Source organism: Streptomyces sp. NPDC004284 (assembly GCF_042874035.1).
Lineage (GTDB): Bacteria > Actinomycetota > Actinomycetes > Streptomycetales > Streptomycetaceae > Streptomyces.
Map to the genome: position 1 here is coordinate 352,213 of NZ_JBIAMJ010000003.1, position 23,015 is coordinate 375,227.

At 71.3% G+C, this 23,015-nt stretch carries 20 protein-coding genes and 1 pseudogene; 12 read left to right on the forward strand and 9 right to left on the reverse strand.

Annotation, left to right across the window (positions count from 1 at the left end; translation table 11 throughout):
- Positions 1 to 45: 45 nt before the first annotated feature.
- Entirely contained in the window at positions 46 to 1,062 is a 1,017-nt protein-coding gene (locus ACFYUS_RS11180; protein ID WP_388848568.1) for an aspartate-semialdehyde dehydrogenase, read from the reverse strand.
- A gap of 149 nt (positions 1,063 to 1,211) precedes the next feature.
- On the opposite strand from ACFYUS_RS11180, the gene ACFYUS_RS11185 reads away from it, so the two are divergent.
- The 5 genes from ACFYUS_RS11185 to ACFYUS_RS11205 all read left to right on the forward strand — a co-directional run bounded on the left by ACFYUS_RS11185 (position 1,212) and on the right by ACFYUS_RS11205 (position 4,313).
- On the forward strand, positions 1,212 to 1,739 hold the full coding sequence (locus ACFYUS_RS11185) for an RNA polymerase sigma factor (RefSeq protein ID WP_388848571.1): 528 nt from the start codon (positions 1,212 to 1,214) through the stop codon (positions 1,737 to 1,739).
- A gap of 2 nt (positions 1,740 to 1,741) precedes the next feature.
- Positions 1,742 to 2,449: a hypothetical protein gene (locus ACFYUS_RS11190; RefSeq protein WP_388848574.1), complete on the forward strand. Its 708-nt coding sequence runs from the start codon at positions 1,742 to 1,744 to the stop codon at positions 2,447 to 2,449.
- Between the two features lie 141 nt (positions 2,450 to 2,590).
- Positions 2,591 to 3,349: a hypothetical protein gene (locus ACFYUS_RS11195; protein WP_388848577.1), complete on the forward strand. Its 759-nt coding sequence runs from the start codon at positions 2,591 to 2,593 to the stop codon at positions 3,347 to 3,349.
- A 59-nt stretch (positions 3,350 to 3,408) separates the two neighbouring features.
- Complete coding sequence (locus ACFYUS_RS11200) at positions 3,409 to 3,933, forward strand: hypothetical protein (protein WP_388848580.1); 525 nt, start codon at positions 3,409 to 3,411, stop codon at positions 3,931 to 3,933.
- A gap of 5 nt (positions 3,934 to 3,938) precedes the next feature.
- On the forward strand, positions 3,939 to 4,313 hold the full coding sequence (locus tag ACFYUS_RS11205; RefSeq protein WP_388848583.1) for a hypothetical protein: 375 nt from the start codon (positions 3,939 to 3,941) through the stop codon (positions 4,311 to 4,313).
- Between the two features lie 75 nt (positions 4,314 to 4,388).
- On the opposite strand, the gene ACFYUS_RS11210 is transcribed toward ACFYUS_RS11205, so the two are convergent.
- Both ACFYUS_RS11210 and ACFYUS_RS11215 read right to left on the reverse strand, forming a co-directional pair.
- Positions 4,389 to 7,709 (reverse strand): S8 family serine peptidase, encoded by a 3,321-nt coding sequence (locus ACFYUS_RS11210; protein WP_388848586.1) that lies wholly within the window; start codon positions 7,707 to 7,709, stop codon positions 4,389 to 4,391.
- 193 nt (positions 7,710 to 7,902) lie between these two features.
- Positions 7,903 to 8,445 carry a CGNR zinc finger domain-containing protein gene (locus ACFYUS_RS11215; RefSeq protein WP_388848589.1) on the reverse strand — a complete coding sequence of 181 codons (543 nt, stop codon included), beginning with the start codon at positions 8,443 to 8,445 and terminating at the stop codon, positions 7,903 to 7,905.
- A gap of 130 nt (positions 8,446 to 8,575) precedes the next feature.
- Here ACFYUS_RS11215 and ACFYUS_RS11220 point away from each other — a divergent pair, with 130 nt between their 5' ends.
- The 5 genes from ACFYUS_RS11220 to ACFYUS_RS11240 all read left to right on the forward strand — a co-directional run bounded on the left by ACFYUS_RS11220 (position 8,576) and on the right by ACFYUS_RS11240 (position 12,186).
- Positions 8,576 to 9,031, forward strand: coding sequence for a VOC family protein (locus ACFYUS_RS11220; protein ID WP_388848592.1), 456 nt, complete (start codon positions 8,576 to 8,578; stop codon positions 9,029 to 9,031).
- A 54-nt stretch (positions 9,032 to 9,085) separates the two neighbouring features.
- Entirely contained in the window at positions 9,086 to 9,949 is an 864-nt protein-coding gene (locus ACFYUS_RS11225) for a pyridoxamine 5'-phosphate oxidase family protein (protein ID WP_388848595.1), read from the forward strand.
- A gap of 22 nt (positions 9,950 to 9,971) precedes the next feature.
- The gene (locus tag ACFYUS_RS11230) at positions 9,972 to 10,454 is read left to right on the forward strand and encodes an HPP family protein (RefSeq protein WP_388848598.1); all 483 of its coding nucleotides are present in this window, start codon (positions 9,972 to 9,974) and stop codon (positions 10,452 to 10,454) included.
- 9 nt (positions 10,455 to 10,463) lie between these two features.
- Positions 10,464 to 10,928 carry an NUDIX hydrolase gene (locus ACFYUS_RS11235; RefSeq protein ID WP_388848601.1) on the forward strand — a complete coding sequence of 155 codons (465 nt, stop codon included), beginning with the start codon at positions 10,464 to 10,466 and terminating at the stop codon, positions 10,926 to 10,928.
- A gap of 106 nt (positions 10,929 to 11,034) precedes the next feature.
- Positions 11,035 to 12,186 (forward strand): serine hydrolase domain-containing protein, encoded by a 1,152-nt coding sequence (locus ACFYUS_RS11240; RefSeq protein ID WP_388848604.1) that lies wholly within the window; start codon positions 11,035 to 11,037, stop codon positions 12,184 to 12,186.
- Positions 12,187 to 12,190: 4 nt separating this feature from the next.
- Here ACFYUS_RS11240 and ACFYUS_RS11245 read toward each other — a convergent pair whose 3' ends face one another.
- On the reverse strand, positions 12,191 to 13,195 hold the full coding sequence (locus tag ACFYUS_RS11245) for a hypothetical protein (protein WP_388848607.1): 1,005 nt from the start codon (positions 13,193 to 13,195) through the stop codon (positions 12,191 to 12,193).
- A gap of 137 nt (positions 13,196 to 13,332) precedes the next feature.
- A complete protein-coding gene (gene pepN, locus ACFYUS_RS11250) occupies positions 13,333 to 15,879 on the reverse strand; it encodes an aminopeptidase N (protein ID WP_388848610.1) in 2,547 nt (848 codons plus the stop codon).
- Positions 15,880 to 16,030: 151 nt separating this feature from the next.
- On the opposite strand from pepN, the gene ACFYUS_RS11255 reads away from it, so the two are divergent.
- On the forward strand, positions 16,031 to 16,666 hold the full coding sequence (locus ACFYUS_RS11255) for a DsbA family protein (RefSeq protein ID WP_388848613.1): 636 nt from the start codon (positions 16,031 to 16,033) through the stop codon (positions 16,664 to 16,666).
- Positions 16,667 to 16,772: 106 nt separating this feature from the next.
- Here the strand turns inward: ACFYUS_RS11255 and ACFYUS_RS11260 are convergent, their stop codons facing one another.
- From ACFYUS_RS11260 to ACFYUS_RS11270, 3 genes and pseudogenes are all read right to left on the reverse strand, one after another.
- The gene (locus ACFYUS_RS11260; protein WP_388848616.1) at positions 16,773 to 17,417 is read right to left on the reverse strand and encodes a superoxide dismutase; all 645 of its coding nucleotides are present in this window, start codon (positions 17,415 to 17,417) and stop codon (positions 16,773 to 16,775) included.
- Positions 17,418 to 17,580: 163 nt separating this feature from the next.
- A complete protein-coding gene (locus ACFYUS_RS11265) occupies positions 17,581 to 18,993 on the reverse strand; it encodes an amino acid permease (RefSeq protein WP_388848619.1) in 1,413 nt (470 codons plus the stop codon).
- Between the two features lie 116 nt (positions 18,994 to 19,109).
- A pseudogene (locus ACFYUS_RS11270) lies at positions 19,110 to 20,508 on the reverse strand (amino acid permease).
- A 254-nt stretch (positions 20,509 to 20,762) separates the two neighbouring features.
- On the opposite strand from ACFYUS_RS11270, the gene ACFYUS_RS11275 reads away from it, so the two are divergent.
- Positions 20,763 to 21,356: a biotin transporter BioY gene (locus ACFYUS_RS11275; protein WP_388848622.1), complete on the forward strand. Its 594-nt coding sequence runs from the start codon at positions 20,763 to 20,765 to the stop codon at positions 21,354 to 21,356.
- An 81-nt stretch (positions 21,357 to 21,437) separates the two neighbouring features.
- Here the strand turns inward: ACFYUS_RS11275 and ACFYUS_RS11280 are convergent, their stop codons facing one another.
- Positions 21,438 to 22,889 carry an amino acid permease gene (locus ACFYUS_RS11280; RefSeq protein WP_388848625.1) on the reverse strand — a complete coding sequence of 484 codons (1,452 nt, stop codon included), beginning with the start codon at positions 22,887 to 22,889 and terminating at the stop codon, positions 21,438 to 21,440.
- Between the last annotated feature and the right edge of the window lie 126 nt (positions 22,890 to 23,015).

Below are 23,015 nucleotides of genomic sequence, written 5' to 3' on the forward strand. Positions count from 1 at the left end.
AGGGGCGGCTCCCCGCAACGGGGAGCCGCCCCTCTCGCATCCGTGTCAGCCCTTGAGCTCGGCGGCGACGAGCTCCGCGATCTGCACGGCGTTCAGCGCCGCGCCCTTGCGCAGGTTGTCGTTGGAGAGGAAGAGCGCGAGGCCGTTCTCGACGGTCTCGTCCACGCGGATGCGGCCCACGTACGAGGCGTCCTTGCCGGCCGCCTGGAGCGGGGTCGGGATCTCGGAGAGCTCGACGCCCTCGGCGTCCTTGAGGAGCTCGTAGGCGCGCTCGACGCTGATCGGACGCTCGAAGCGGGCGTTGACCTGGAGGGAGTGGCCGGAGAAGACCGGGACGCGCACACAGGTGCCGGAGACCTTGAGCTCCGGGATCTCCAGGATCTTGCGGGACTCGTTGCGGAGCTTCTGCTCCTCGTCGGTCTCGTGCGTGCCGTCGTCGACGAGGTTCCCGGCGAGCGGGACGACGTTGAAGGCGATGTTGCGGCGGTAGACGGCGGGCTCCGGGAAGGCCACGGCCTCGCCGTCGTGGGCCAGCTCGGCGGCGCGCTCGGCGACGGCCTTGACCTGGCCGTCCAGCTCGGCGACACCGGCCACGCCCGAGCCGGAGACGGCCTGGTACGTGGTGGCGATCAGCGCGGTGAGCCCGGCCTCCTGGTGGAGCGGCTTGAGGACCGGCATCGCGGCCATCGTGGTGCAGTTCGGGTTGGCGATGATGCCCTTGGGGCGGTCCTTGATCGCGTGCGGGTTGACCTCGGAGACCACCAGCGGGACCTCGGGGTCACGGCGCCAGGCGGAGGAGTTGTCGATCACGACGGCGCCCTGCGAGGCGACCTTCTCGGCGAGGGCCTTGGAGGTGGCGCCACCGGCGGAGAACAGCACGATGTCGAGGCCGGTGTAGTCGGCGGTGGAGGCGTCCTCGACCGTGATGCCGTCCACGACGCTGCCGGCGGAGCGCGCCGAGGCGAAGAGCCGCAGCTCGTCGACCGGGAAGTTCCGCTCGGCGAGGATCTTCCGCATGACTGTGCCGACCTGACCGGTGGCTCCGACGATTCCGACCTTCACGGGGACTCCTCCGTACGCATGTGCAGGGTGCTGCCGGTCCATGATGCGTATGTCCCCGGCCGCCTTGTCCAATCCATTGTCCAAGGGGCGGGATCGAACGTTCCGGACCGCTGCCGCGTCACAGGGGGGACGCAGAGGGAGGAGGCACGGTGGCGGTAGTGAGGAAGGCCCGGCGCGCCGGGGCGGACGATCCGCTGGACGCGGCTCTCGTGGACCGGGTGAGGGCGATCCTGGCGCTGGGCGGGGTGCCGCACGCGGACCTCCAGGACGGGGTGCAGCAGGTGCGGCTCAGGCTCCTGGAGTCGCGGGCGAAGGGGCGCGGGGCGCCCAGGTCCACCGCCGCCTGGTGCGCGGTGGTGGCCTCGAACATCGCCGTGGACTGGCACCGGGAGCGGCGCCGGCGGGAGCGGCTCGACGAGCGGCTGACGGCGCTGCGCCCCTGGGACACGGGGCAGCCGGCCGGCGAGGAGGCCAGGGTCCTGTCGCTCTCGGTCGCGGAGGGACTCGAGGAACTGCCCCTCCCGCAGCGCCAGGTCCTGGTGCTGCGCTTCTACGCCGATCTGCCGGTGGCCGACATCGCGGAGGCGCTGGAGATCCCCGAGGGAACGGTCAAGAGCCGACTGCACGCCGCCGTGCGCGCCCTGCGCGCCCGGCTGCACACGGACGAGGTGGTGTGAGGGTGGACAGGAACGAGCACGAGCAGGACCCCGTGCGACGGGTGGTGTCCGGGGAGCCGCTGCCCGAGGGGGCCGAGCGGGATCCCGGGGTGCGGGCCGCGCTGGACGACGTGGCGGTCCTGCGCGAGCAGCTGGCGTTCATCGGCGAGGCGCTGGCCGGAACCGGAACCGCCCCCGGGGCGGCGGTCGTCCGGATGCCGCAGCGCCCCCGCCGGCGGCGCGTGCCGCGCCCGCTGCTCGCCGGTGTGGCGGCCGCGGCCGTCCTGGGAACCGGAGCGGCCTATCTGGTGGCCCACAACGGCGTGCCGGAGGGGGAGGAGCGGGCCAAGCCCACCGCCGAGAGCGTGGTCGCGTGTGCCACGGACGTCGCCGAGGGGACGGTGGCGCGGGTCGAGCCGCTGAGCGGCGACGAAGGGGTCCGGGTCGTCCTGACCGTCGAGCACGCGTACAAGCCGGCGGCCGCGAAGCCCCGGCTGGTCTTCACGGCCCGGGATTCCGGGGCGTCGTACTTCCGGCCGGGCACGCGCCTGCTCGTCCTCGTCCCCGGTCCCCCGGGAGAGGGGCCGATCACCTTCCGCGAGGGCGACCGTCCGCCGGGGGATTCCGGTGAGGATGTCGGCAAGGTGCGCGATGACCTGGAATACGGACGTAAATGGGTGGAGAAGGCGCTGCCCGGATCCATCGGTATCGACTGCTCGGACCCCGGCTGATTCGTTTGTCTGTTATTTACCTCCCCTTGACGCGGAGTTGGCGAGTCCCCTACGTTCCTCCCTGCTTGATCGCGAGATGAACGTTCCATTTCCGAACCATTCTTTTCGGCTTAGGTGGGGGTTTTCGTGAGGAAAAGCAGGATGTCCGTTCCGGGGCGGATCGCGATGGCCTTCTCGGTCGTCGCGGTCGTCGGGGGGATCGCGGCGTTCGGGAGCGCGGGCGGCAGTTCCGCCGCGACGGCGCACCGTGACACGCACCCCGAGCGGATCATGTCCGGCCGGGAGGTCTTCGACTTCAAGAACCTCGGTGAACTGGTCGCCACCTCGCCGGTCATCGTCCAGGCGGAGGTCGTGGGCGTCGCGCCCGGCCGGACCATCGGCAGTGTCGAGGACGGCGGTGTCGACCAGGCCCGCGACGTCACCCTCAAGGTGACCACCTCGTTCAAGACCTATCCGGCCGTTCCCCAGACGATCGTCATGGAGGAATGGGGCTGGGACGGTTCCGGAAACGGCTATCAGGTCGAGAACGTGACCTGGAGCCAGGTCGGCGACAAGGGATTCTATTTCCTTGAGCCCAGCGACGGCGCAAGCCGCTATCAGCTGGTGAACACCCAGGGACGGGCTCTGGACAAGGGCGGCTGGCTGGAACTCTCCGCCGACCCGAAGTCCGCATTCGCCACGTCCTTCTACTGGGACCCGCTGGATCTGGTGATGGAGCTGAAGCGGCTCACGAACACCAAGAACCCGCCGGCCGACCTGCCCGCGGCGCAGTCGGAGCCGACGATCGTCACGGGTGACGCGGCGGACGCGCCGGCACCGGTGGAGGGCACGGAGGAGCCGATTCCCGGTGACTCCACGGCGGACGGTTCGGAGCCCACTCCCTACCCGTCCCCGAGCTGATGTCCCCGACCGCTCACAGCAACCGAAGCGCCCTCCCCGACTCCTGGAAGAGACCGCTCATGCAGTTTTCGTTCCCCCGGATTCCGTCCGTGCTCGCCGTCGCGGCCGCCCTCGTCCTCACCATCCCCTCGTCGGCCCAGGCCAGCCACGACGACAACGGAACCGACCCCGACAACCGGAACCAGGCGGTGAAGGGCTTCAGCCTCACCTCCAACGGCTCCACCGCGATGGGCTACGGCAAGGCCGAGCTGGAGCGCAGCGTCATCACCACCTCGTGGGGCGGCGGCGATATCGAGGTGTACGACGGTGCCTACGGCGACACCAAGTGGCACGGGCGGACCGACTGCACGAACTGGAACGCCCTCTGGACCTCGTGCGACATCATCCGGGTGCGCTTCAACACCTCGTACTCCAAGTCCCTGAACCAGTGGAAGAGCCTCGGCTGCCACGAGTTCGGCCACACGGGCGACCTGGGGCACCGGTACGCGTCCACCGACACCGACAACAACTCGTGCATGCGGATCGAGATCTGGCCGATGCACTACGACCAGCACGACCTGAACGCGATCGCGGCGGGGACGTGATCGCCGTGCGGAGGAGATTCGTCGCAGCGACCGTCGCGGTGACCTCGGTGACCCTCGCCCTCACGGGGTTCCTGCTGACCAGGGACTCGGAGGAGGAGGCCTTCAAGAAGTCCGCCGCCGGCGCCGCGTTCTGCCGGGAGGCGGCACCGCTCGACCTGAGGAAGACCGAGGAACTGACCCCGCACAAGCGGCAGCACGTCATCGAGGACCTCGGCAAGCAGGCCCCCGAGGGCGTCGCCCCCGACTTCGAACGGCTCAGCGCCTGGTACGACCACGCGGAGCCGGAGCGCGAGGAGGCGGCGCGGAAGTCGAGCTACGCCGTGGGCGAGTTCATCGAGCGGGTCTGCCCCGAGATCAACATCGGCGGCATCCGCTCCTGAGGGCACGGGCACGGGCACGGACACGGAAGGGGCGGGCACCGGTCTCGGTGCCCGCCCCCTGTCGTGCTCCGGGTGTTACGGGGTGACCGCGCCGATCAGGACGCTGCCGGTGCCCGCGATGGTGCCGCGGGCGTTGAGGAGCTGGACCTCGCCGAAGAACTGGCGGCCCTCGGGGGCCGCGCCGGCGACGAGGACCTCGGCCGAGACCGGGGCGGAGGCGCCGTTGGCCAGGGTGACCGGCTTCGAGGCGTCGACCTTCACGGTGCCGAGCGAGGGCGAGTAGTACACGTCCTTGTAGTCGTACGTGGTGCCGCCCGCGGCCTGGACCGAGTAGCCGTCGATGGTGACGGTGTACGTGCCCGCGGCCGGGTTCAGCAGGGAGACGGACTCCTCCGAGTCGCCGTCCGCCGACTGGGCCACGGTCGCGCCGTCCAGCGTGACCGTGAGGTCGAGGTCGGCGGCCCGGTCGGAGGTGTTGCCGATCCCGATGTCGAGCCGCTCCACGCCCTCGCCGATGGTGATGGTCCGGGTCTGCTTCTCGTGGTTCTGGATGGTCGGCGTCTCGGTCTTCTGCGAGCCGAGGGAGCCGCCCTTGAGCGTGCCCGTGATGCCCGCGAAGCGGTTGGTGACCTGCCACTGGACGGCGGCCGGGGTGCCGACCTTCGCCTCGGCGACCGTCTGGACGGCCGGGTCGAAGTCGGCGCCGAGGGCGGTGACGTTCAGGGTGTACGGGTTGTCCAGGTCCGGCGACGTGCGGCGGGCCTCGACCTCGATCTCCCAGACGCCCGGCGTCGGGTTCGCGTAGGACCGCAGGTCCGGGCGGCAGGTGTTGGCCGGGTTGTAGTGCGGGTAGCACGTCGTCGAGCCGCTGGACTCCATGCCGACGCCGAACGGGTGGATGGAGATGAACCGGGTCTGGCTCTTCTCCTTCAGACCGCCGAGCGCGACCTCCAGCGTCTTGGCGCCCTTCGGCACGGTGACGAAGTAGGACTTGCTGCTGTTGCGCTGCACCGAGCCGGAGGCGGAGAAGCCGTAGCCCGGGGCGACCAGGTCGTCCGCGACGACCGTGGTGGCGAGGATCTGCTTGTCGACGCCCTCGGTGCGCTCGTCGTCGGCCTCCAGGATGACGCTGTGCACACCGGCGGTGGCGGGGCGGGCCTGGAGCTTGACGGTGACCGGCTTGTTCAGCGGCAGGGAGATCTCGTCGTCGCCGAGGATGCGGAAGGTGCCGTCGTTGTACTTGAGGTCCAGCTCGTGCTCGATCGGCCGGTCCGGGCCGCTCGTGCGCGTGATGGTGACGTCGTAGACCTTCTTCTGGCCGACCTCGAGGCCGCCCTCGCGGTCGTACACACCGGTGCCGGTGTGCGGGGCCGGGAAGATCACGGTGTCGACCGGGGCCTGGACCTTGTAGTCGTGGGCGGTGGCACCGTCCTTGATCGACTCCCAGGCCTCGTCGATGTCGATGAGGCCGGCGCCCTGCTCGTGCGCGGCGACACCGGGGATGCGCTTCGCGGTCGAGGTCAGCGCGGTCCGCAGGGTGAGCGGGGAGAGCGCGATGCCCTTCTGCTTCGCGGCCGAGATCAGCAGCGCGCTCGCGCCCGCCGCCTGCGGCGAGGACATCGAGGTGCCGTTGAACATGCCGTAGCCGGCGGGCAGGGTGTAGCCGGCCTCGGCGACGCCGGCGCCCGGCTGCCAGGTCGGGGTGGAGCTGATGGCCGAGCCGGGGGCGGTGATGGTCGGGGTGAAGCCGCCGTCCTCACGCGGACCGCGCGAGGAGAAGGGGAACATGGCGTACTTCTTCTCGACGGCCGAGCCGTAGTTGGCCGCCCAGGTCGACTGGGAGACGGCCGCGCCGACCGAGAGGACCTTGTCGGCCAGGCCGGGGTCGCCGATCGTGTTGATGCCGGGGCCCTCGTTGCCGGCCGAGATGACCAGCTGGACGCCGTACTGGTCGATCAGGCGGGTGTAGAGGCGCGAGCGGACGTTGTCGCCGTCGTTCTGCTGCGGCAGGCCGCCGATCGACATGTTGACGATGTCGACGCCGCGGTTGACGACGAGGTCCGTCATGCCCTCGGTCAGGGCGGTGTTGGTGCAGCCGCCGGACCAGGTGCACGCGCGCGAGGAGACGATCTTCGCGCCGGGGGCGGCGCCGTTCATCTTCCCGCCGAAGAAGCTGTTGCCGGCGGTGATGCCGGCGACGTGGGTGCCGTGCGCGGACTCGACGAGACCGATGTTGACGAAGTCGTACGTGCCGCCGACCCAGGAGCCGCCCCACGCGTCCGTCGGGACGTTCTTGCGGATCTCGACGACGAACGGGGTGCGCTCGGCGACCTCGGTGGACGGGTCGTCCGTGCCGAAGTAGCCGATCTGGTAGCCGTCCTTGTACGGCTTCATCGGCGCGTCGTCCGTGAAGTCGTTGTTCTGGTTCGTGTCCACGCGGACGGTTCCGGCGGCCGGGTCGTACAGCATGCCGAAGATGTCGGTGGTGTCGCCGTCCCGGTTGACGTCGCCCTTCGGGTCGCCGCCGGCGGTGAAGCTCTCCCGGAAGCGGCTGAACTGGTACGAGCCCTCCGGGGCCTTCCAGCTCTGCGAGGCGGCGGAGAAGACCGGGCCGGAGACCGGGGCGGCCTGGACGCGCCAGGTGTTGTCGCCCTCGGTCACCGGGTCGGTGGCGGTGACCCAGTCGACGATCTTGCGCTCGCCGGTGGTGGTCTTCTGCAGGGCGGGGTGGGCCAGGTCGACACCCGAGTCCAGGATGCCGATGGTCACGCCGCGGCCGTCGGCCTTCGGGTGCTCCTTGACGAAGTCGACCGCGCCCGTCTCGTACGAGGGGTTGTACGGGTTCTTCGCCGGGGTGTCCTTGCCCGGGCCCGGGTACGTCGTCGTGACGGTGGTGCCCTCGACGGCACCCTTCACGGCGTCCGCGCCGGGCGTCGGGTCGTCCTGCGCGACCTCCGCCTGGAGGTCGATGGACTGGACGGAGGAGAGCCGGGTGGCGGCCTTGATGGCGGCCGCGGCCTTGCCGGTCGGCAGGGTGGCGCGGACGTAGCCGAGCGCGTCCTGCTGCTTGCCGACCGAGGCGCCGGCGACGGCGTCGAGCTGGGCCGCGACCTGCTCGGTGGCGCCGGGGACGGTGGCGACGAGGACGGTGACGTTCTTCTCGCCGCTCGCCTCCGCCTCGGTGAGCCGCTGCGCGTCGATGGCACCGAGCTTGTCGGCCGGGTCCGAGGACTTGACCGGGGGAGTGGCGGCCGGGCCCTCGGCGGCGATCACGGGCGCGGCACCGGCCGCGACGAGCGCCGCGACGAGTCCCGCGGCGGCCGCGATGCGCGCCGCGCGTCTGGGCCCGTGCGTCGCGCTTCCGGGTATGGAGCTCCGAGTTTCGGGGGTGGTCATTTACATCCCTGTTTGTGAAAGGAGGGTGTCCGGATGCTGATGCCGGATGACCGCTCAGCCTTTCGCAAGGGGCAGGGTTTTGGGGAGAGTTGCCCGTCGTCGGATTACCGCCGCGGCGTAAACCCGCCAGCGCCGTGGACCCGCCAGGCGGGACGAAACCGTCTGGACGGGGCGAGTCGGCGTGCCGCGCGGCTCAACTCTCCTTCGTGCGGGCGTAATGGCGGGAGGCCTTGGCGCGGTTGCCGCAGACCGCCATCGAGCACCAGCGGCGGGTGCCGTTCCGCGAGGTGTCGAAGAAGTGCAGGATGCAGGCCTCGTGGGCGCAGGCGCGGATCCGGTCGGGGGCCGTGCGCAGCAGGTCGAGGTAGTCGCGGGCGGCGGTCCAGCCGGGGCCCCAGGCGGGATCCGCGAACTCGGCCTGCTCGCCGGGGCCTTCGGCGGTGAGGGTGGCGCGGATGCGGCCGTGGTCGAGGACGGCGTCCACGCGCGCGGTGGCGGCGGGGTCGCCGGGGCGGTCGACGAGCGCGGCGAGCGCGTCCCGGGCGGTGAGGGTGTGCCGCAGGGTGGTCGCGTCGGCGGCGAACCGCTCCTCCAGGTCGTTGGCGGCGAGCCAGACGGCGAGCCCCTCGACGTCCGTCAGCAGGTCCTGGCGGACGCCTTCCAGGTTCCAGCGGGTGTTCAGCAGGTCCAGGGAGACGGGCTCGCCGGTGAGCGGCCGGGGGTCGATGGCGGTCATGGCGGGCACCCTCCTCGATGAACTAACCCCTCAAGGGTACGTGAGCGGTTGACTCTCTCCACCTCTAACCCCTAAAGTCGAATTAAGAGGTTAGCCCGAGGGGGCCGGCCGCACCGGAGAGGGGACCGCCATGTCCGCGATCGGCACGCTCACCACCCACCACGTCGGCATCAACGTCACCGACCTGACCCGCTCGCTCGGCTTCTACGCCGACGTCCTCGGCTTCGACGTCCTCGGCGAGGGCGCGGAGAAGGACAGCCGCTACGCCTTCCTCGGCCAGGACGGCCGCCTGGTCCTCACCCTCTGGCAGCAGTCCGAGGGCACCTACGACTCCGCCCGGCCCGGCCTCCACCACCTCGCCTTCGAGGCCGAGTCCATCGAGCACGTCCGCGCCGCCGAAGCCGCGCTCACCGCCCGCGGCGCCACCTTCGCCTACGAGGGCGTCGTCGCCCACCGCGAGGGCGCGGCCTCCGGCGGCATCTTCTTCCACGACCCCGACGGCACCCGCCTGGAGATCTCGGTCCCCAAGGGCGCGGAGGAAGCCCCGGCCCCCTCGGAGGCGGCCCCGACCTGCGGCTTCTTCTAGAGCGCCCAGGTCTCCCGACCCGCACCCGCCGACCCCGCACCCATGGAGGCCCTCGTGAGCACCGCCTACAGCCCCGGCTCCCGAGCCGTACAGGACCGCGTCGGCGTCCGGCGGCTCGCCGACCACGTGGGCCGCTCCATCACCCCCGCCATCCGCCCCGTCGCCGCCGCCTTCCTGGAGGCCCAGCCGATGCTGATGATCGGCGCGGCGGACGCCGGGGGCCGCGTCTGGTCCACGCTGCTCACCGGTGCCCCGGGCTTCGTCCGGGCCACCGGCCCGCACACGGTCTCCGTCGCCGCCGCCCTCCCCGAGGGCACGCCCGACGGCGCCCCCGTCGGCACCCTCGCCCTCGACCCCCGCACCCGCCGCCGCATGCGCCTCAACGGCACCGCCCGCACCAGCGCGCGCGGCTTCACGATCGAGGCCGAGCAGGTCTTCTCCAACTGCCCGAAATACCTCCAGAAACGGGAGTGGTACGGCTCCGAGCCCGCGGGCCCCGAGGCCGGCGCCGTGCGGCACGGCGAGGAGCTCACCCCCGGCCAGATGCGCCGCATCCGGGCCGCCGACACCTTCTTCATCGCCACCGCCGCCCCCGACGGCGTCGACACGAGCCACCGCGGCGGCAACCCCGGCTTCGTCGGGGTCGACGCCCCCGGCGAGCTCAGCTGGCGCGACTACCCGGGCAACTCGATGTTCCTGACCCTCGGCAACCTGGAGTCGGACGGCCGCGCGGGACTGCTCTTCCTCGACTGGGAGACGGGACTGACCCTCCAGCTCAGCGGCCGCGCCCGCACCGAGTACGGCCCCGAGGAACGGGTGACCCGCTTCCTCGTCGACCGCACGATCGAAACCCCGTCCGGCAGCCCCCTGCGCTGGTCACCGCCGGAGTACTCCCCGGCGAACCCGCCCGTGGACTGACCCCGCACCCCTGGAGGCCCGGTTGACGACCGCCACCGCCCCGCCCCGCCCCCGCCCCGGAACCGTCCTCGCCTCCACGGCCGCCGCCGTCACCGCCCTCCTCCTCCTGGTCTCGGCGGGCACGGTCCTCCGCCAACCCCTGCTCATCCCGCCCCTCGCCGCCAGCATGGCCCTCGTGGCCGGCGCCCCCGACCTGCCGCTCTCCCAGCCCCGCTCGGTCGTCGGCGGCCAACTGCTCTCCGCCCTCACCGGCTTCGCGGTCCTGGCCGTGGCGGGCCCGGGTCCGTGGGGCGCGGCCGTCGCGGGCGGCCTGGCGCTCGGCGTGATGACGACGGCCCGCACCCCGCACTCGCCCGCCGCGGCGACGGCCGTCATCGTGGCTCTCCAGGCCCCGCCGTTCTGGTCGTTTCTCGGCCTTCTCGTCCTCGCCTCCGTGCTCCTGGTCGCGGCCGGGCCGGTGGCCGCGCGCGCCACGGGGCGGACGTATCCCGCGTACTGGCTCTAACCTCGTTTCATGCAGCAGGAGTTGAGGGTGGCGGCCTACGCCGTGTGCGTCCGGGGCGACGAGATGCTCCTCGCCCGCTGGGTCGCGAAGGACGGAGTCAAGCGGTGGACCCTGCCGGGCGGCGGCATGGAGCACGGCGAGGACCCCGTCCGTACCGTCGTCCGCGAGGTCGAGGAGGAGACCGGGTACCTGGCCGAGCCCACCGCCCTCCTCGGCATCGACTCCATCCGGCGCCCCTGGCGCCGACTCGGTGTGCCCGGCGACTGGCAGGGCCTGCGGATCATCTACGAGGCCCAGGTCACCGGGGGTGCGCTGCGCCACGAGACCGGCGGCTCCACGGACCTCGCCGCCTGGCATCCGCTCGACACCGTGCCCTCCCTCACCCGGGTCGAACTCGTCGACATCGGACTCGACCTGTGGCGGGAGAGGCCCCCGGTGGGCCGCTCCCGCCTCACGGACCCGGCAAACGGCTGAAAAAAGCTCAACCGTCAAGATCGCTCTCAACCCGCTCCCCGGATCCCGCGGTCCCCTCCCCTGACCGAGCACGACCGATCACGTCCGTACGTCAGGGGAGCTCCGCATGTCAGCCGTACGCACCGCCCGCACCGTCCTCGCCGCCACCCTCGTCGCGGGCCTCGCGGCCACCGCCCTCGCCACCCCCGCCCTCGCGGCACCGGCGAACCACGAGGACCACAAGGGCCACGCGGCCACCCGGCAGGCCCTGGACGCGGCCGTCGCCGACGGTGTCCCCGGCGCCGTCGCCCAGGCCCGTGACGGGCGCGACCGCTGGACCGGCACCGCCGGTGAGCGCGGGGGCGAGGACCGCTTCCGCGTCGGCTCCATCACCAAGACGTTCACGGCCACCGTCCTCCTCCAGCTCCAGGCGGAGGGCCGCATCGACCTCGACGACCCGGTCGAGAAGTGGCTGCCCGGCGTCGTCCGGGGCAACGGCCACGACGGCTCGAAGATCACCGTCCGCCAGCTGCTCAACCACACCAGCGGCATCTACAGCTACACCGAGGACCCCGCCTTCCAGGAGAAGGTCTTCGGCCCCGGCTTCCTGGAGCACCGCTACGACACCTGGACCCCGCAGCAGCTGGTCTCCGTCGCCATGGCCCACAAGCCCGACTTCGAGCCCGGCACCTCCTGGAACTACTCCAACACCAACTTCGTCCTCGCCGGCATGGTGATCGAGAAGGTCACCGGACGCCCGTACGGCAAGGCCGTCGAGAACCGGATCATCAAGCCGCTCAAGCTCCGCGCCACCACCGTCCCCGGGACCCGCTCGGCCATGCCGGAGCCCAGCAGCCCGGCGTACTCCAAGCTCTCCCGGGACCCGAGCGCCCCCGTCCACGAGGTCTCCGCGCTCAACCCGAGCATCGCGGGCTCGGCGGGCGAGATCATCTCCGACTCCCGCGACCTCCAGACCTTCTACCGGGCCCTGCTCAAGGGCCGGCTCCTCACGAAGGAGGGGCTGAACGAGATGACGACCACCGTCCAGATCTCCCCCGACTACCCGAACGTCGGCTACGGCCTCGGGCTCATGAGGGACAAGCTGAGCTGCGGGGTGGAGGTCTGGGGCCACGGCGGCGGCATCCACGGCTCCTCCTCGTTCGCCCAGGCGACCCGCGACGGCGAGCACTCCCTCGCCGGCAACTTCAACGCCGACTGGACGGGCGACACCCAGAAGGTCGTCGAGGCCGAGTTCTGCGGGACCGCCCCGAAGGAGTAGGCCCTCACCGGGGCAGGACGACGACGTACGCGGCGGGGTGCCGGTCCGGCGCGGCCATCAGGGCCGTACGGACCACGGTGGCCTGCTGGTCCATCGCCTCGCGCAGCTTGCGCGGGGTGAGGTGGACGACCGTGATGCCGAGCCGCTCCAGGTGCTCCCGCTTGCGGGTGTACTCGGTCCACAGCTCGTCGTCGTCCTGCCGGGGCGCCCGGGTGTCCAGCTCCACGGCCACCGCCTGCTCCGGCCAGTAGGCGTCCACCCCGCCCAGGTGCGGGCCGCCCGGCAGCCGCAGGTCCACGTTCCACAGCGGGTCCGGCAGCGCGAACTCCCGCACCATCTCGTGGAGGCGCTGCTCGGAGCGCGCGCGCCCCTCGGTGAGCAGCGCGTCCACCGCGTCCACCACGTGCGGCCGGGAGAGCAGCCGGGCCCGGCTCAACTCCCGTACCACCACGCCCGGTTCGCAGTGGCCGCCGCGCACGGCCTCGGTGAGCAGCCGGCGTACCGTCTCCGCGTCCGAGAGGCCCGACACCGCGTCGGCGACGGCGCGGGCGACCGGGGCGACGGGGAGGCCCGTGAGCTCCACCGGCTCCGGCGGCTCGGGGGCGCGCACCACCCGCACCCCGCCGGTCGAGCGCAGCCGCCGGGTGCGCGGCACCAGTACGTCGATGCGCTCCAGGGCGGTCAGCGGGGGAGCGGAGGAGAAGCGGTGGAGGGTCAGCGCCGCGAGACCGGTGATCATCGCGTCCGGGCCCTGTGGGGGCACGGCCCCGGTCCTGCGGGCGTAGAGCAGTGCGGCGCGCAGCCGGTCCTCGCTGGTGGGCGGCCCCGGGTGGAGCAGGAAGACGCCGGGCAGCAGCTGCTGCCAGCCGCCGGGCCGGCAGTGCGCGGCGACCTCGGCGGCGGGGACGCCCTGCTCCCTCAACTGGTCGGCGGACGCGAGGCGTTGCGTCCGGCCGGTGCGGGAGGAGAGGGGGAGGGGGCGGGGGGTGATGGGGGTGTTGTGGTTCATGCCGGGGGTCTTCCGCGCCCGAAGGCTCCCCTAACCCCTGTTACACGCCCGTCGACATTCCGGGACGACCTCGCCCTAAAGTACGCACGTTCGACTGCCGATGGGGGCCGCGGCCCGCGGCCCCCATCGACCCGGACTCAGGAGGCCTGGGCGTCGCACTCCTGCGCCCGCAGCGCCCGCGCCAGGTCGTCACGGGCCTCCAGGACGAGGCGGCGCAGCGCCGGCGCGGCCGACTCGTGCTCCGACAGCCAGGCGTCCGTCGCGGCCAGCGTCTCCGGACGGTCCTGGAGCCCCGGGAACAGGCCCCGGACCACGTGGATGCCGATCTGGATCGACCGCTCGTCCCACACCCGCTCGATCGCCGCGAAGTACTTCTCCGCGTACGGCGCGATCAGCTCGCGCTGCGAGGGCTGGACGAAGCCCTCGATGGTCGCCTCGACCAGCGCGTTCGACAGGGCGTCCGACTCGACGACCTGCGCCCAGGCCTGCGCCTTGACCGCCGCCGAGGGCCGCGAGGCGAGCAGACGGGTCTGGTGGCGCTTGCCGGTGGCCGTGTCGTCCCGGGCCAGCTCCTCGTCGATCCGGGCCTCGTCCGCGCGGCCGTGCGCGGCCAGCGGGGAGAGCAGCGCCCAGCGCAGCTCCTGGTCGACGTCGAGGCCGTCGATCTTCGCCGTGCCGTCGAGCAGCCCCTCCAGGAGCTGGAAGTCGGCCTCGGCGGAGGCGGTCGCCGCGAAGAACCGCGCCCAGGTCAGCTGGTGCTCGCTGCCCGGCTCGGCGACCCGCAGCTCGCGCAGCCCGCCCTCGGCGAGCAGCCGCCCGCCCTCCTCGCGCCACGCGGGCGCCGCGTACAGGGTGACGGCCGACTTCGACCAGGCGTGCACCATCTGGAGGACGCCGATGTCGGTCTCCCGGCCCGCGAAGGCGAGGGCGACGGCGACGAAGTCCCGGGCCGGCATCAGCCCGTCGCGGGTCAGGTTCCACAGCGCCGACCAGCACAGGGCGCGGGCCAGCGGGTCGGTGATGTCGCCGAGGTGCGCCCGCAGGGTCGCGAGCGAGCCCTCGTCGAAGCGGATCTTGCAGTAGGTGAGGTCCTCGTCGTTGACGAGCACCAGGTCGGGCTTGGCCTCGCCCGCGAGCTCGGTGACGACGGTCCGGGCGCCGGTGATGTCGGCCTCGGCCCGCGCGTACCGCACGAGCTCCCCGCCCGAGAGCCGGTAGAGGCCGACGGCGGCGCGGTGCGGACGCAGCTCGTCGCCCTCCTGGAGGACGGCGAGCTCGGTGATCCGGCCCTCGGCGTCGTAGGTGACGGCGGGGGTCAGGCTGTTGACGCCGGAGGTCTGGAGCCAGGACTTCGCCCAGGCCTTCATGTCCCGCCCGGAGGTCTCCTCCAGGACCGTGAGGAGGTCGGCCAGGCGCGTGTTCCCGTAGGCGTGGCGCTTGAAGTAGCGGCGCGCGCCCTCCAGGAAGGCGTCCCGCCCGGCGTACGCGACGAGCTGCTTGAGGACCGAGGCGCCCTTGGCGTACGTGATGCCGTCGAAGTTGAGCTTGGCGTCCTCCAGGTCACGGATGTCGGCCGTGACCGGGTGCGTGGACGGCAGCTGGTCGGCGCGGTACGCCCAGGCCTTGCGGTTGTTGGCGAAGGTCACCCAGCTGTTGGTGAAGCGGGTGGCCTCGGCGTTCGCGAAGGATCCCATGAAGTCCGCGAAGGACTCCTTCAGCCACAGGTCGTCCCACCACACCATGGTGACGAGGTCGCCGAACCACATGTGCGCCATCTCGTGCAGGATGACGTTGGCCCGGCTCTCGTACGCGGCCTGGGTGACCTTGCCCCGGTAGATGTACTCCTCGCGGAAGGTCACCATGCCCGGGTTCTCCATCGCGCCGAGGTTGTACTCGGGGACGAAGGCCTGGTCGTACTTCCCGAAGGGGTACGGGTAGTCGAAGTTGTCGTGGAAGAAGTCGAAGCCCTGCTTGGTGATCAGGAAGACGTCGTCCGCGTCGAAGTGCTTCGCGAGCGACTTCCGGCACATCGCGCCGAGCGGGATCTCCAGGTCGCCACGGGTGTAGGTGTCGGTGACGTAGTGGTACGGGCCGGCCACGACGCACGTGATGTACGTGGAGATCGGCGCCGTCTCCGCGAACCGCCAGGTGCCCTCGGCGTCCTGCTCCCCGGCGCCGTTCGACCAGACCGTCCAGCCCTCGGGCGCGGTCACGGAGAAGCGGTACGGGGCCTTGAGGTCGGGCTGCTCGAAGTTGGCGAACACCCGGCGGGAGTCGGCCGGCTCGTACTGCGTGTAGAGGTAGACCTCGCCGTCCTCCGGGTCGACGAAGCGGTGCATGCCCTCGCCGGTCCGGCTGTAGGCGCACTGCGCGTCCACCACGAGCGTGTTCTCGTCGGCGAGGCCGTCGAGCGCGATCCGCGCGCCGTCGAAGACGACGGCCGGGTCGAGGGTGCGGCCGTTGAGGGTGACGGCGTTCACCGAGGGGGCGATCAGGTCCACGAAGGTGGCGTCGCCCGTCCCCGTGCGACGGAAGCGGATCGTCGTCTGCGAGCGGAAGGTGCGCACCGCCTCGTCGGAGTCGCCGACCGCCGACCGAAGGTCGAGGACGACCTCGTACCCGTCGACGGACAGCAGCGCGGCCCGCTCGTGGGCCTCGTCGCGGGACAGATTCTCACCGGGCACGGTCACTCCTTCGTGGCGCGTTCGAAACAGGACCGATCCTCCCATGTGCGGCTGTCACCCGGGACACGGGAATGGGCCAGCGCGTCCGAGGGTTGCCTCCTTTCGGCGCACCACCTTCTTCCTTCTTCCCGAGGCCCCACCGAGGAGTGACATGTCCGAGAGCAGGACGACCGCCGACTTCTACTTCGACCCGCTGTGCCCGTGGGCCTGGATGACCTCCCGCTGGATGCTGGAGGTCGAGCAGGTCCGCCCGGTCGACGTGCGCTGGAAGGTCATGAGCCTGGCCGTGCTCAACGAGGACCGGCTCGACGAGGTCCCCGCCGCGTACCGCGAGGTGATGGAGACCCAGGCCTGGGGCCCGGTCCGCGTGGTGATCGCCGCCCAGCAGCTGCACGGCGACGAGGTCGTCGGCAAGCTCTACACGGCGCTCGGCACCCGCATCCACAACAACGACGAGGGCCTGGGCCGCGAGGTGATCCTCGGCGCCCTGGCGGACGCCGGCCTGCCCGAGGAGCTGGCGGACTTCGCCGACAAGGACACGTACGACGCCGAGCTGCGCGCCTCCCACAAGGAGGGCATAGACAAGGTCGGCCAGGACGTCGGCACCCCGGTCATCTCGGTGCCGGGCCCGACGGGCGACGAGATCGCCTTCTTCGGACCGGTCGTCACCCCGACCCCGCGCGGCGAGGCGGCGGCCCGGCTGTGGGACGGCACGCTGCTCGTGGCCTCGACGCCGGGCTTCTACGAGATCAAGCGCACGCGGACGGCCGGGCCGAACTTCGAGTAGTCGACACGGCAGACGGCCCCCGCGATTCACGTCATCGCGGGGGCCGTCCTCTTTACCGCCTGCCCGGTGAAGGTTGAGAAGACGATCACGAGCAGGAGTCAGGGGTTCAGAAGGAGATCAGCGGGATGCTGGCCTTGGCCGACCGGTAGCGCTTGTGCACGTCCTGCCAGTTCACGACCTGCCACATGGCCTCGATGAAGTCGACCTTCTGGTTCTTGTACTGCAGGTAGAAGGCGTGCTCCCAGGCGTCGAAGACCAGGATCGGTACCGAGCCCTGGCCGACGTTGCCCTGGTGGTCGTAGACCTGCTCGACGATGAGGCGGCCGCTGATCGGCTCGTACGCGAGGACGCCCCAGCCGGAGCCCTGGGTGGTCGCGGAGGCCTTGGTCAGCTGGGCCTTGAACTTGGCGAAGGAGCCGAAGGACTCGGTGATCGCGTCCGCGAGCTCACCGACGCCGTCGGCGGCCAGCGGCTCGCCTCCGCCCCCGTTCTTCGGGCTGTCCATGTTGTTCCAGTAGATGGAGTGGAGGATGTGGCCGGAGAGGTGGAACGCGAGGTTCTTCTCCAGGCCGTTGATCGCACCCCACTGGTCCTTGTCGCGCGCCTCTTCCAGCTGCTCCAGGGTGTCGTTCGCACCCTTCACGTACGCGGCGTGGTGCTTGTCGTGGTGCAGCTCGATGATCTGCGGATTGATCACCGGCTCCAGTGCCGCGTAGTCGTACGGCAGCTCCGGAAGTGTGTAGATCGCCATGTGCCCGAGCCCTTCGACGGCTTATTGCAACCTATATGCAAGTGCAGGCTAGCAGTAGGTGCGTGGGAAGTTGATCAGCCCTTCGTCCTGGGTCCGCCGTGCCGGGCACGACGAAGCCCCCGGACCGAGCGGTGGTCCGGGGGCTTCGTCGTGCGGAGGTCGGTCAGGAGGCCCGGCCGGCCGCCGACTTCTGGCGCACGAAGCCGATGACGGCGAGCAGCAGGGTCAGACCGCCCGTCGAGTACAGCTGGATCCGGGTGCCCTCCTCGCGCGCCATCAGGACGAAGACCGCCGCCATGCCGGCCAGCGCCACCCAGGTCAGGACCGGGAAGCCCCACATCCGCACGACCAGCTTCTCGGGCGCCTCGCGCTCGGTGCGGCGGCGCAGCTTCAGCTGGGCGGCGGCGATGAAGAACCAGACGACCAGGATGATCGCGCCGATGGTGTTGAGCAGCCAGATGAAGGCCTTGTCCGGCGACCAGTAGCTCAGCAGCACGCAGCCGAAGCCGAAGACGGAGGAGACGAGCACGGCCGGGCGGGGCACCCCGCCGTAGAGCTTGCCGAGCCCCTGCGGGCCCTGGCCGCGCGCGACCAGCGAGCCGGCCATCCGGGAGGCGCCGTAGATGTTGGCGTTCATCGCCGAGAGCAGGGCGACGAGCACGACCACGTTCATGATCTGGCCGGCCGCCGGGATGCCCAGGTGGTCCAGGGCGGCGACGTACGGGCCCTTCTCGACGACCGCCTTGTCGTCCCACGGGACGAGGGTGACGATGACCGCCATCGAGCCGATGTAGAAGAGCGCGATCCGCCACATCGCCGTGCGGACGGCCTTGGCGACGCCCTGCACCGGGTGCTCGGACTCGGCCGCCGCGATGGTGACCGTCTCCAGGCCGCCGTACGCGAAGACGGAGGCGAGCAGGCCCACGATGAGGCCCTCGGAGCCGTGCGGGAAGAAGCCGCCGGCGCCGTCGAGGTTCGCGGTGCCGGGGGCGTCCGTGCCGGGCAGGAGGCCGAGGATCGCGAGGACGCCGATGCCGAGGAAGAGGACGATCGCGCCGACCTTGAGCGCCGCGAACCAGAACTCGAACTCGCCGAAGTTCTTCACGGCCGCCAGGTTGGTGGCGCAGAAGACCACCATGAAGAGCGCGACCCAGGCCCACTCGGGGCTGCCGGGGAACCAGCCGGTCATGATCTTCGCGGCGCCGATGCCCTCCAGGCCGACGGCCACGCACAGCAGGAACCAGAAGGCCCAGCCCGAGGTGAAGCCCGCCCAGGAGCCGAAGGCGCGCTCCGCGTGCACGGAGAAGGAGCCGGAGGCCGGGTTCGCGGCCGACATCTCGCCGAGCATCCGCATCACGAGCATCACGAGGACGCCCGAGACGGCGTAGGCGATCACGATCGAGGGCCCGGCGGCGGCGATGCCGGCGCCGGAGCCGACGAAGAGCCCGGCGCCGATGACACCGCCGAGGGCGATCATCGAGAGATGGCGCTGCTTGAGGCCGTGCGCGAGGCCCTCGGCAGGTGCGGTCGCGCCGTCCTTGCGGTCGGCCGGCGCGGGCGCGGTGGTCCGAGACATGAGAGAGCTCTGTTCGCTAGCTGAGACGGGGAGGGAGCCCACAGTCTGGGTGGGCGCACCGCTCAGAGGGAACAGGAGTCCGCTATACGGGCACGAGCCTCACACAAGGTGAAGAATCAATTCCGGTTCGTGCGCAGTTCCCTCACCCACGCCACCAGGAGGACGACCCCGGTCGCCCCCGCCGACCACAGCACCTGCGGCCGCGTCCCGTCGTCGTTCAGCATCAGGACGAGCACCGCGCCCATCGCGGCGAGCGCCACCCAGGTCAGCCACGGGAAGCCCCACATCCTCAGCGTCAGCGTCTCGGGCGCCTCCCGCTCGATCCGGCGCCGCAGCCGCAGCTGCGAGACCGCGATCAGCGCCCACACGAAGAGGAGCACCGCCCCGACGGCGTTGAGCATGTAGAGGAAGACGGAATCCGGCCACTTGAGATTGAGCAGGACGGAGACGAAGCCGAAGGCCACCGAGGCGAGCACCGCCCGGCGCGGCACCCCTCCGCCCGCGATCTTCAGCAGCCCCTTCGGCGCCTCCCCGCGCTCCGCGAGCGAGAACACCATCCGGGAGGAGCCGTACAGGTTCGCGTTGAGCGCCGAGAGCAGCGCCACGAACACCACCACGTTCATGATCTGGCCCGCCGCCGGCACCCCGATCGCGTCCAGGACCGCCACGTACGGGGACTCGCCCGGCTTCATCGAGGTCCACGGCAGCAGCGTCACGATGACCAGCATCGAGCCCACGTAGAAGAGCAGGATCCGCCAGACCGCGCTGCGCACCGCCCGCGCCACGTTCCGCGCCGGGTCGTCGGACTCGGCCGCCGCGATCGTGACGACCTCCAGACCGCCGAAGGCGAAGACGACGGCGAGGACCCCGGACACGACCCCCGACCAGCCGTTGGGCAGGAACCCGCCCCTGCCCGGTCAGATTGGCCATGCCCACGGGGCCGCCGGAGGAAGTGGACGCTGTGGGGAGCCACCCCGCGATCGCGAGCACGCCGAGCACCAGGAAGAGGACGATCGCGCCGACCTTGAGCGAGGCGAACCAGAACTCGAACTCGCCGAAGTTCTTCACCGCCGCCAGGTTGGCCAGGGTGAACACGATCATGAAGACGAGCACCCAGCCCCACTGCGGGACCCCCGGCACCCAGCCGTGCGCGATCCGCGCCGCGCCCGTCGCCTCCACGGCGAGGACCACGACGAGCAGGAACCAGTACAGCCAGCCCACCGAGAACCCCGCCCAGCGGCCGAGCGCCCGCTCCGCGTGCACCGAGAACGCCCCCGAGGCGGGCATCGCCGCCGACATCTCGCCGAGCATCCGCATGATCAGCATCGCGAGCGCGCCGGCGATCAGATACGAGACCACGATGCCGGGCCCGGCGACGGCGATGCCGGCGCCCGAGCCGACGAAGAGCCCGGCGCCGATCACCCCGCCGAGCCCCAGCATCGTCAGATGACGCTGTTTCAGGCCGTGGGAGAGGGGCTCCGGTTCGGGGGCGAGGGGAGCGAGGGGGTCGGGCATGTGGGGGGCTCGTGCTCTCTGACGATTTATGGAGACTCCACAGTCTCTCCAGCGAACCTCCCTTGGCGCAAAAGGGACCTCTGCATACGAGTTCCCAGTGATGAGCGTCACGCGCAGAGAGGTGTGAGCGGCCGGCTTTGTGTGGTCTCCACGAAGCGCTCGGCGGTCGCTTTGTCGGCGGCTGACGGTGATCGCGCGCTCACTCCTGGCATACCGTCAACCTGTCCCTCCCACCCTCACCCAGCGGAGTACCGATGAGCACCGCCGCCGCCCCCGCCCGCTCCCTCCGGGCGGGCACCGTCCTCGCCGACCTCATCCCGGCGAGCCGTGCCCGCGACATCGCCCTGGTCGCCGGCGGCGCCGCCCTCACCGGCCTCGCCGCGCAGATCTCGGTCCCGGTCCCCGGCTCCCCGGTCCCGGTCTCCGGCCAGACCTTCGCCGCCCTGCTCGTCGGCACCGCGCTCGGCGCCCGCCGCGGCTTCCTCGCCCTCGCCCTGTACGCGGTCGCGGGCATGGCCGGCGTCCCGTGGTTCGCGCAGGCCTCCTCCGGCTACGCCATGCCGTCCTTCGGCTACATCCTCGGCATGCTCCTCGCCTCGACCGTCGTCGGCGCCCTCGCCCGCCGCGGCGCCGACCGCTCCGTCCTGCGCACCGCCGGCGCGATGGTGCTCGGCTCCGCGATCATCTACGCGGTCGGCGTGCCCTACCTGGCCCTCGCCACCGGCATGACCCTCGGCCAGGCCGTCGCCGCCGGCCTCGTCCCGTTCCTCATCGGCGACGCCCTCAAGGCCGCGCTCGCCATGGGCGCCCTGCCGACCGCCTGGAAGCTCGTCGGCCGCAAGGGCTGATCCCGGCACCCGTACGCGAAGGGCCCTGCCGCTCGGAGGAGCGGCAGGGCCCTTTCGTACGCCCGGGAGGACCTGGCGGGGCTACACGCGCTCCAGCTCCTCGACGGCGGCCTTCTTGCCGACCCGCTCCCGGACCAGCGCGATCGCGATCACCAGCGCGGCCACGAGCAGCGAGAGGACGACCTGCTCGCGGTTGCTGCCCCCGTCGACGACCATGTAGCCGAGGACGCCGACGATCATGGCGATGGTCGCCCAGGTCAGGTACGGGAAGAGCCACATCCTCACGACCAGCTTCTCCGGCGACTCGCGCAGGATGATCCCGCGCATCCGCAGCTGGGTCACGCAGATGACCAGCCAGACGAAGAGCGCGACCGCGCCGGAGGAGTTCAGCAGGAAGGCGAAGACGGTGTCCGGCCACTTGTAGTTGAAGAAGACCGCGAGGAAGCCGAAGACGACCGAGCCGAGGATCGCGGCCGTCGGCACGCCCCGCTTGTTGGTCCTCGCGAAGGCCTTCGGCGCGTCACCGCGCTGCCCGAGCGAGAAGGCCATGCGGGAGGCGGTGTAGAGCCCCGAGTTCAGGCAGGACAGGACGGCCGTCAGGACGATCACGTTCATGATCTGGCCGGCGTGCGGGATGCCGATGGAGTCGAGGGCGGCGACGTACGAGCCCTTCTCGACGATCGACTTGTCGTTCCACGGCAGCAGCGTCAGGACGACGAAGATCGAGCCCAGGTAGAAGACGCCGATCCGCCAGATCACGCTGTTGGTGGCCTTGGTGACGGCCTTCTGCGGGTTCTCGGACTCACCGGCGGCGAGCGTGACGATCTCGCTGCCCATGAACGAGAAGACGACCATCAGCACACCGGTGAGGACCGCGCCCGCGCCCATCGGGAAGAAGCCCCCGCTGTCGGTGAGGTGCGCGAATCCGGCGCCCGGGTTGTCCGAGCCGGGGAGCACGCCGAAGACCGCGAGCAGGCCGATGACGACGAAGGCGCCGATGGCGACGACCTTGATGCCGGCGAACCAGAACTCGAACTCTCCGTACGAGGCGACGGAGCCCAGGTTGGTCGCGGTCAGCACCACCATCACGATGAGCGCCCAGCCCCACTGCGGCACGGCCGGGACCCAGCTCTCCAGGATCTTGGCGCCCGCGGTCGCCTCGACGGCGAGGACGACGACCCAGAAGAACCAGTACAGCCAGCCGATGCTGAAACCGGCCCAGCGGCCCAGGGCCTGGTCCGCGTAGGCGGAGAAGGAGCCGGAGGACGGCCGGGCGGCGGCCATCTCGCCCAGCATCCGCATCACGAAGACGACCATGGCGCCGACGAGTGCGTACGAGAGGAGGATCGCCGGGCCGGCCGCGGCGATGCCGGAGCCGGAGCCGACGAAGAGACCGGCGCCGATCACGCCGCCGATCGCGATCATCGACAGGTGGCGGTTCTTGAGCCCGGCCTTGAGGCCGTCGGAGGACTGCGGGCCGCCGGCGGTGCCGGTCTCCTGGGCGTCCTTCGTCAGGGTCGGTTGCGTGTTCATCGACGCTTCCTCGTGTGTGGGGGGTGCCCGGATCGCGAGCCCAAGCATTGAACCCCGGGAACAGGGATGATCGGAAGACCTCATTCCGGATCGGCGTACGGCGACCTCGCGAGAGTCGAAGGTCCG

Coding starts and splice junctions, on each gene's coding strand:
- ACFYUS_RS11195 (WP_388848577.1), top strand. CDS start 2,591: ATGTCCGTTCCGGGGCGGATCGCGATGGCCTTCTCGGTCGTCGCGGTC.
- ACFYUS_RS11200 (WP_388848580.1), top strand. CDS start 3,409: ATGCAGTTTTCGTTCCCCCGGATTCCGTCCGTGCTCGCCGTCGCGGCC.
- ACFYUS_RS11210 (WP_388848586.1), bottom strand. CDS start 7,709: ATGACCACCCCCGAAACTCGGAGCTCCATACCCGGAAGCGCGACGCAC.
- ACFYUS_RS11215 (WP_388848589.1), bottom strand. CDS start 8,445: ATGACCGCCATCGACCCCCGGCCGCTCACCGGCGAGCCCGTCTCCCTG.
- ACFYUS_RS11220 (WP_388848592.1), top strand. CDS start 8,576: ATGTCCGCGATCGGCACGCTCACCACCCACCACGTCGGCATCAACGTC.
- ACFYUS_RS11235 (WP_388848601.1), top strand. CDS start 10,464: ATGCAGCAGGAGTTGAGGGTGGCGGCCTACGCCGTGTGCGTCCGGGGC.
- ACFYUS_RS11240 (WP_388848604.1), top strand. CDS start 11,035: ATGTCAGCCGTACGCACCGCCCGCACCGTCCTCGCCGCCACCCTCGTC.
- ACFYUS_RS11245 (WP_388848607.1), bottom strand. CDS start 13,195: ATGAACCACAACACCCCCATCACCCCCCGCCCCCTCCCCCTCTCCTCC.
- ACFYUS_RS11255 (WP_388848613.1), top strand. CDS start 16,031: ATGTCCGAGAGCAGGACGACCGCCGACTTCTACTTCGACCCGCTGTGC.
- ACFYUS_RS11260 (WP_388848616.1), bottom strand. CDS start 17,417: ATGGCGATCTACACACTTCCGGAGCTGCCGTACGACTACGCGGCACTG.
- ACFYUS_RS11265 (WP_388848619.1), bottom strand. CDS start 18,993: ATGTCTCGGACCACCGCGCCCGCGCCGGCCGACCGCAAGGACGGCGCG.
- ACFYUS_RS11275 (WP_388848622.1), top strand. CDS start 20,763: ATGAGCACCGCCGCCGCCCCCGCCCGCTCCCTCCGGGCGGGCACCGTC.
- ACFYUS_RS11280 (WP_388848625.1), bottom strand. CDS start 22,889: ATGAACACGCAACCGACCCTGACGAAGGACGCCCAGGAGACCGGCACC.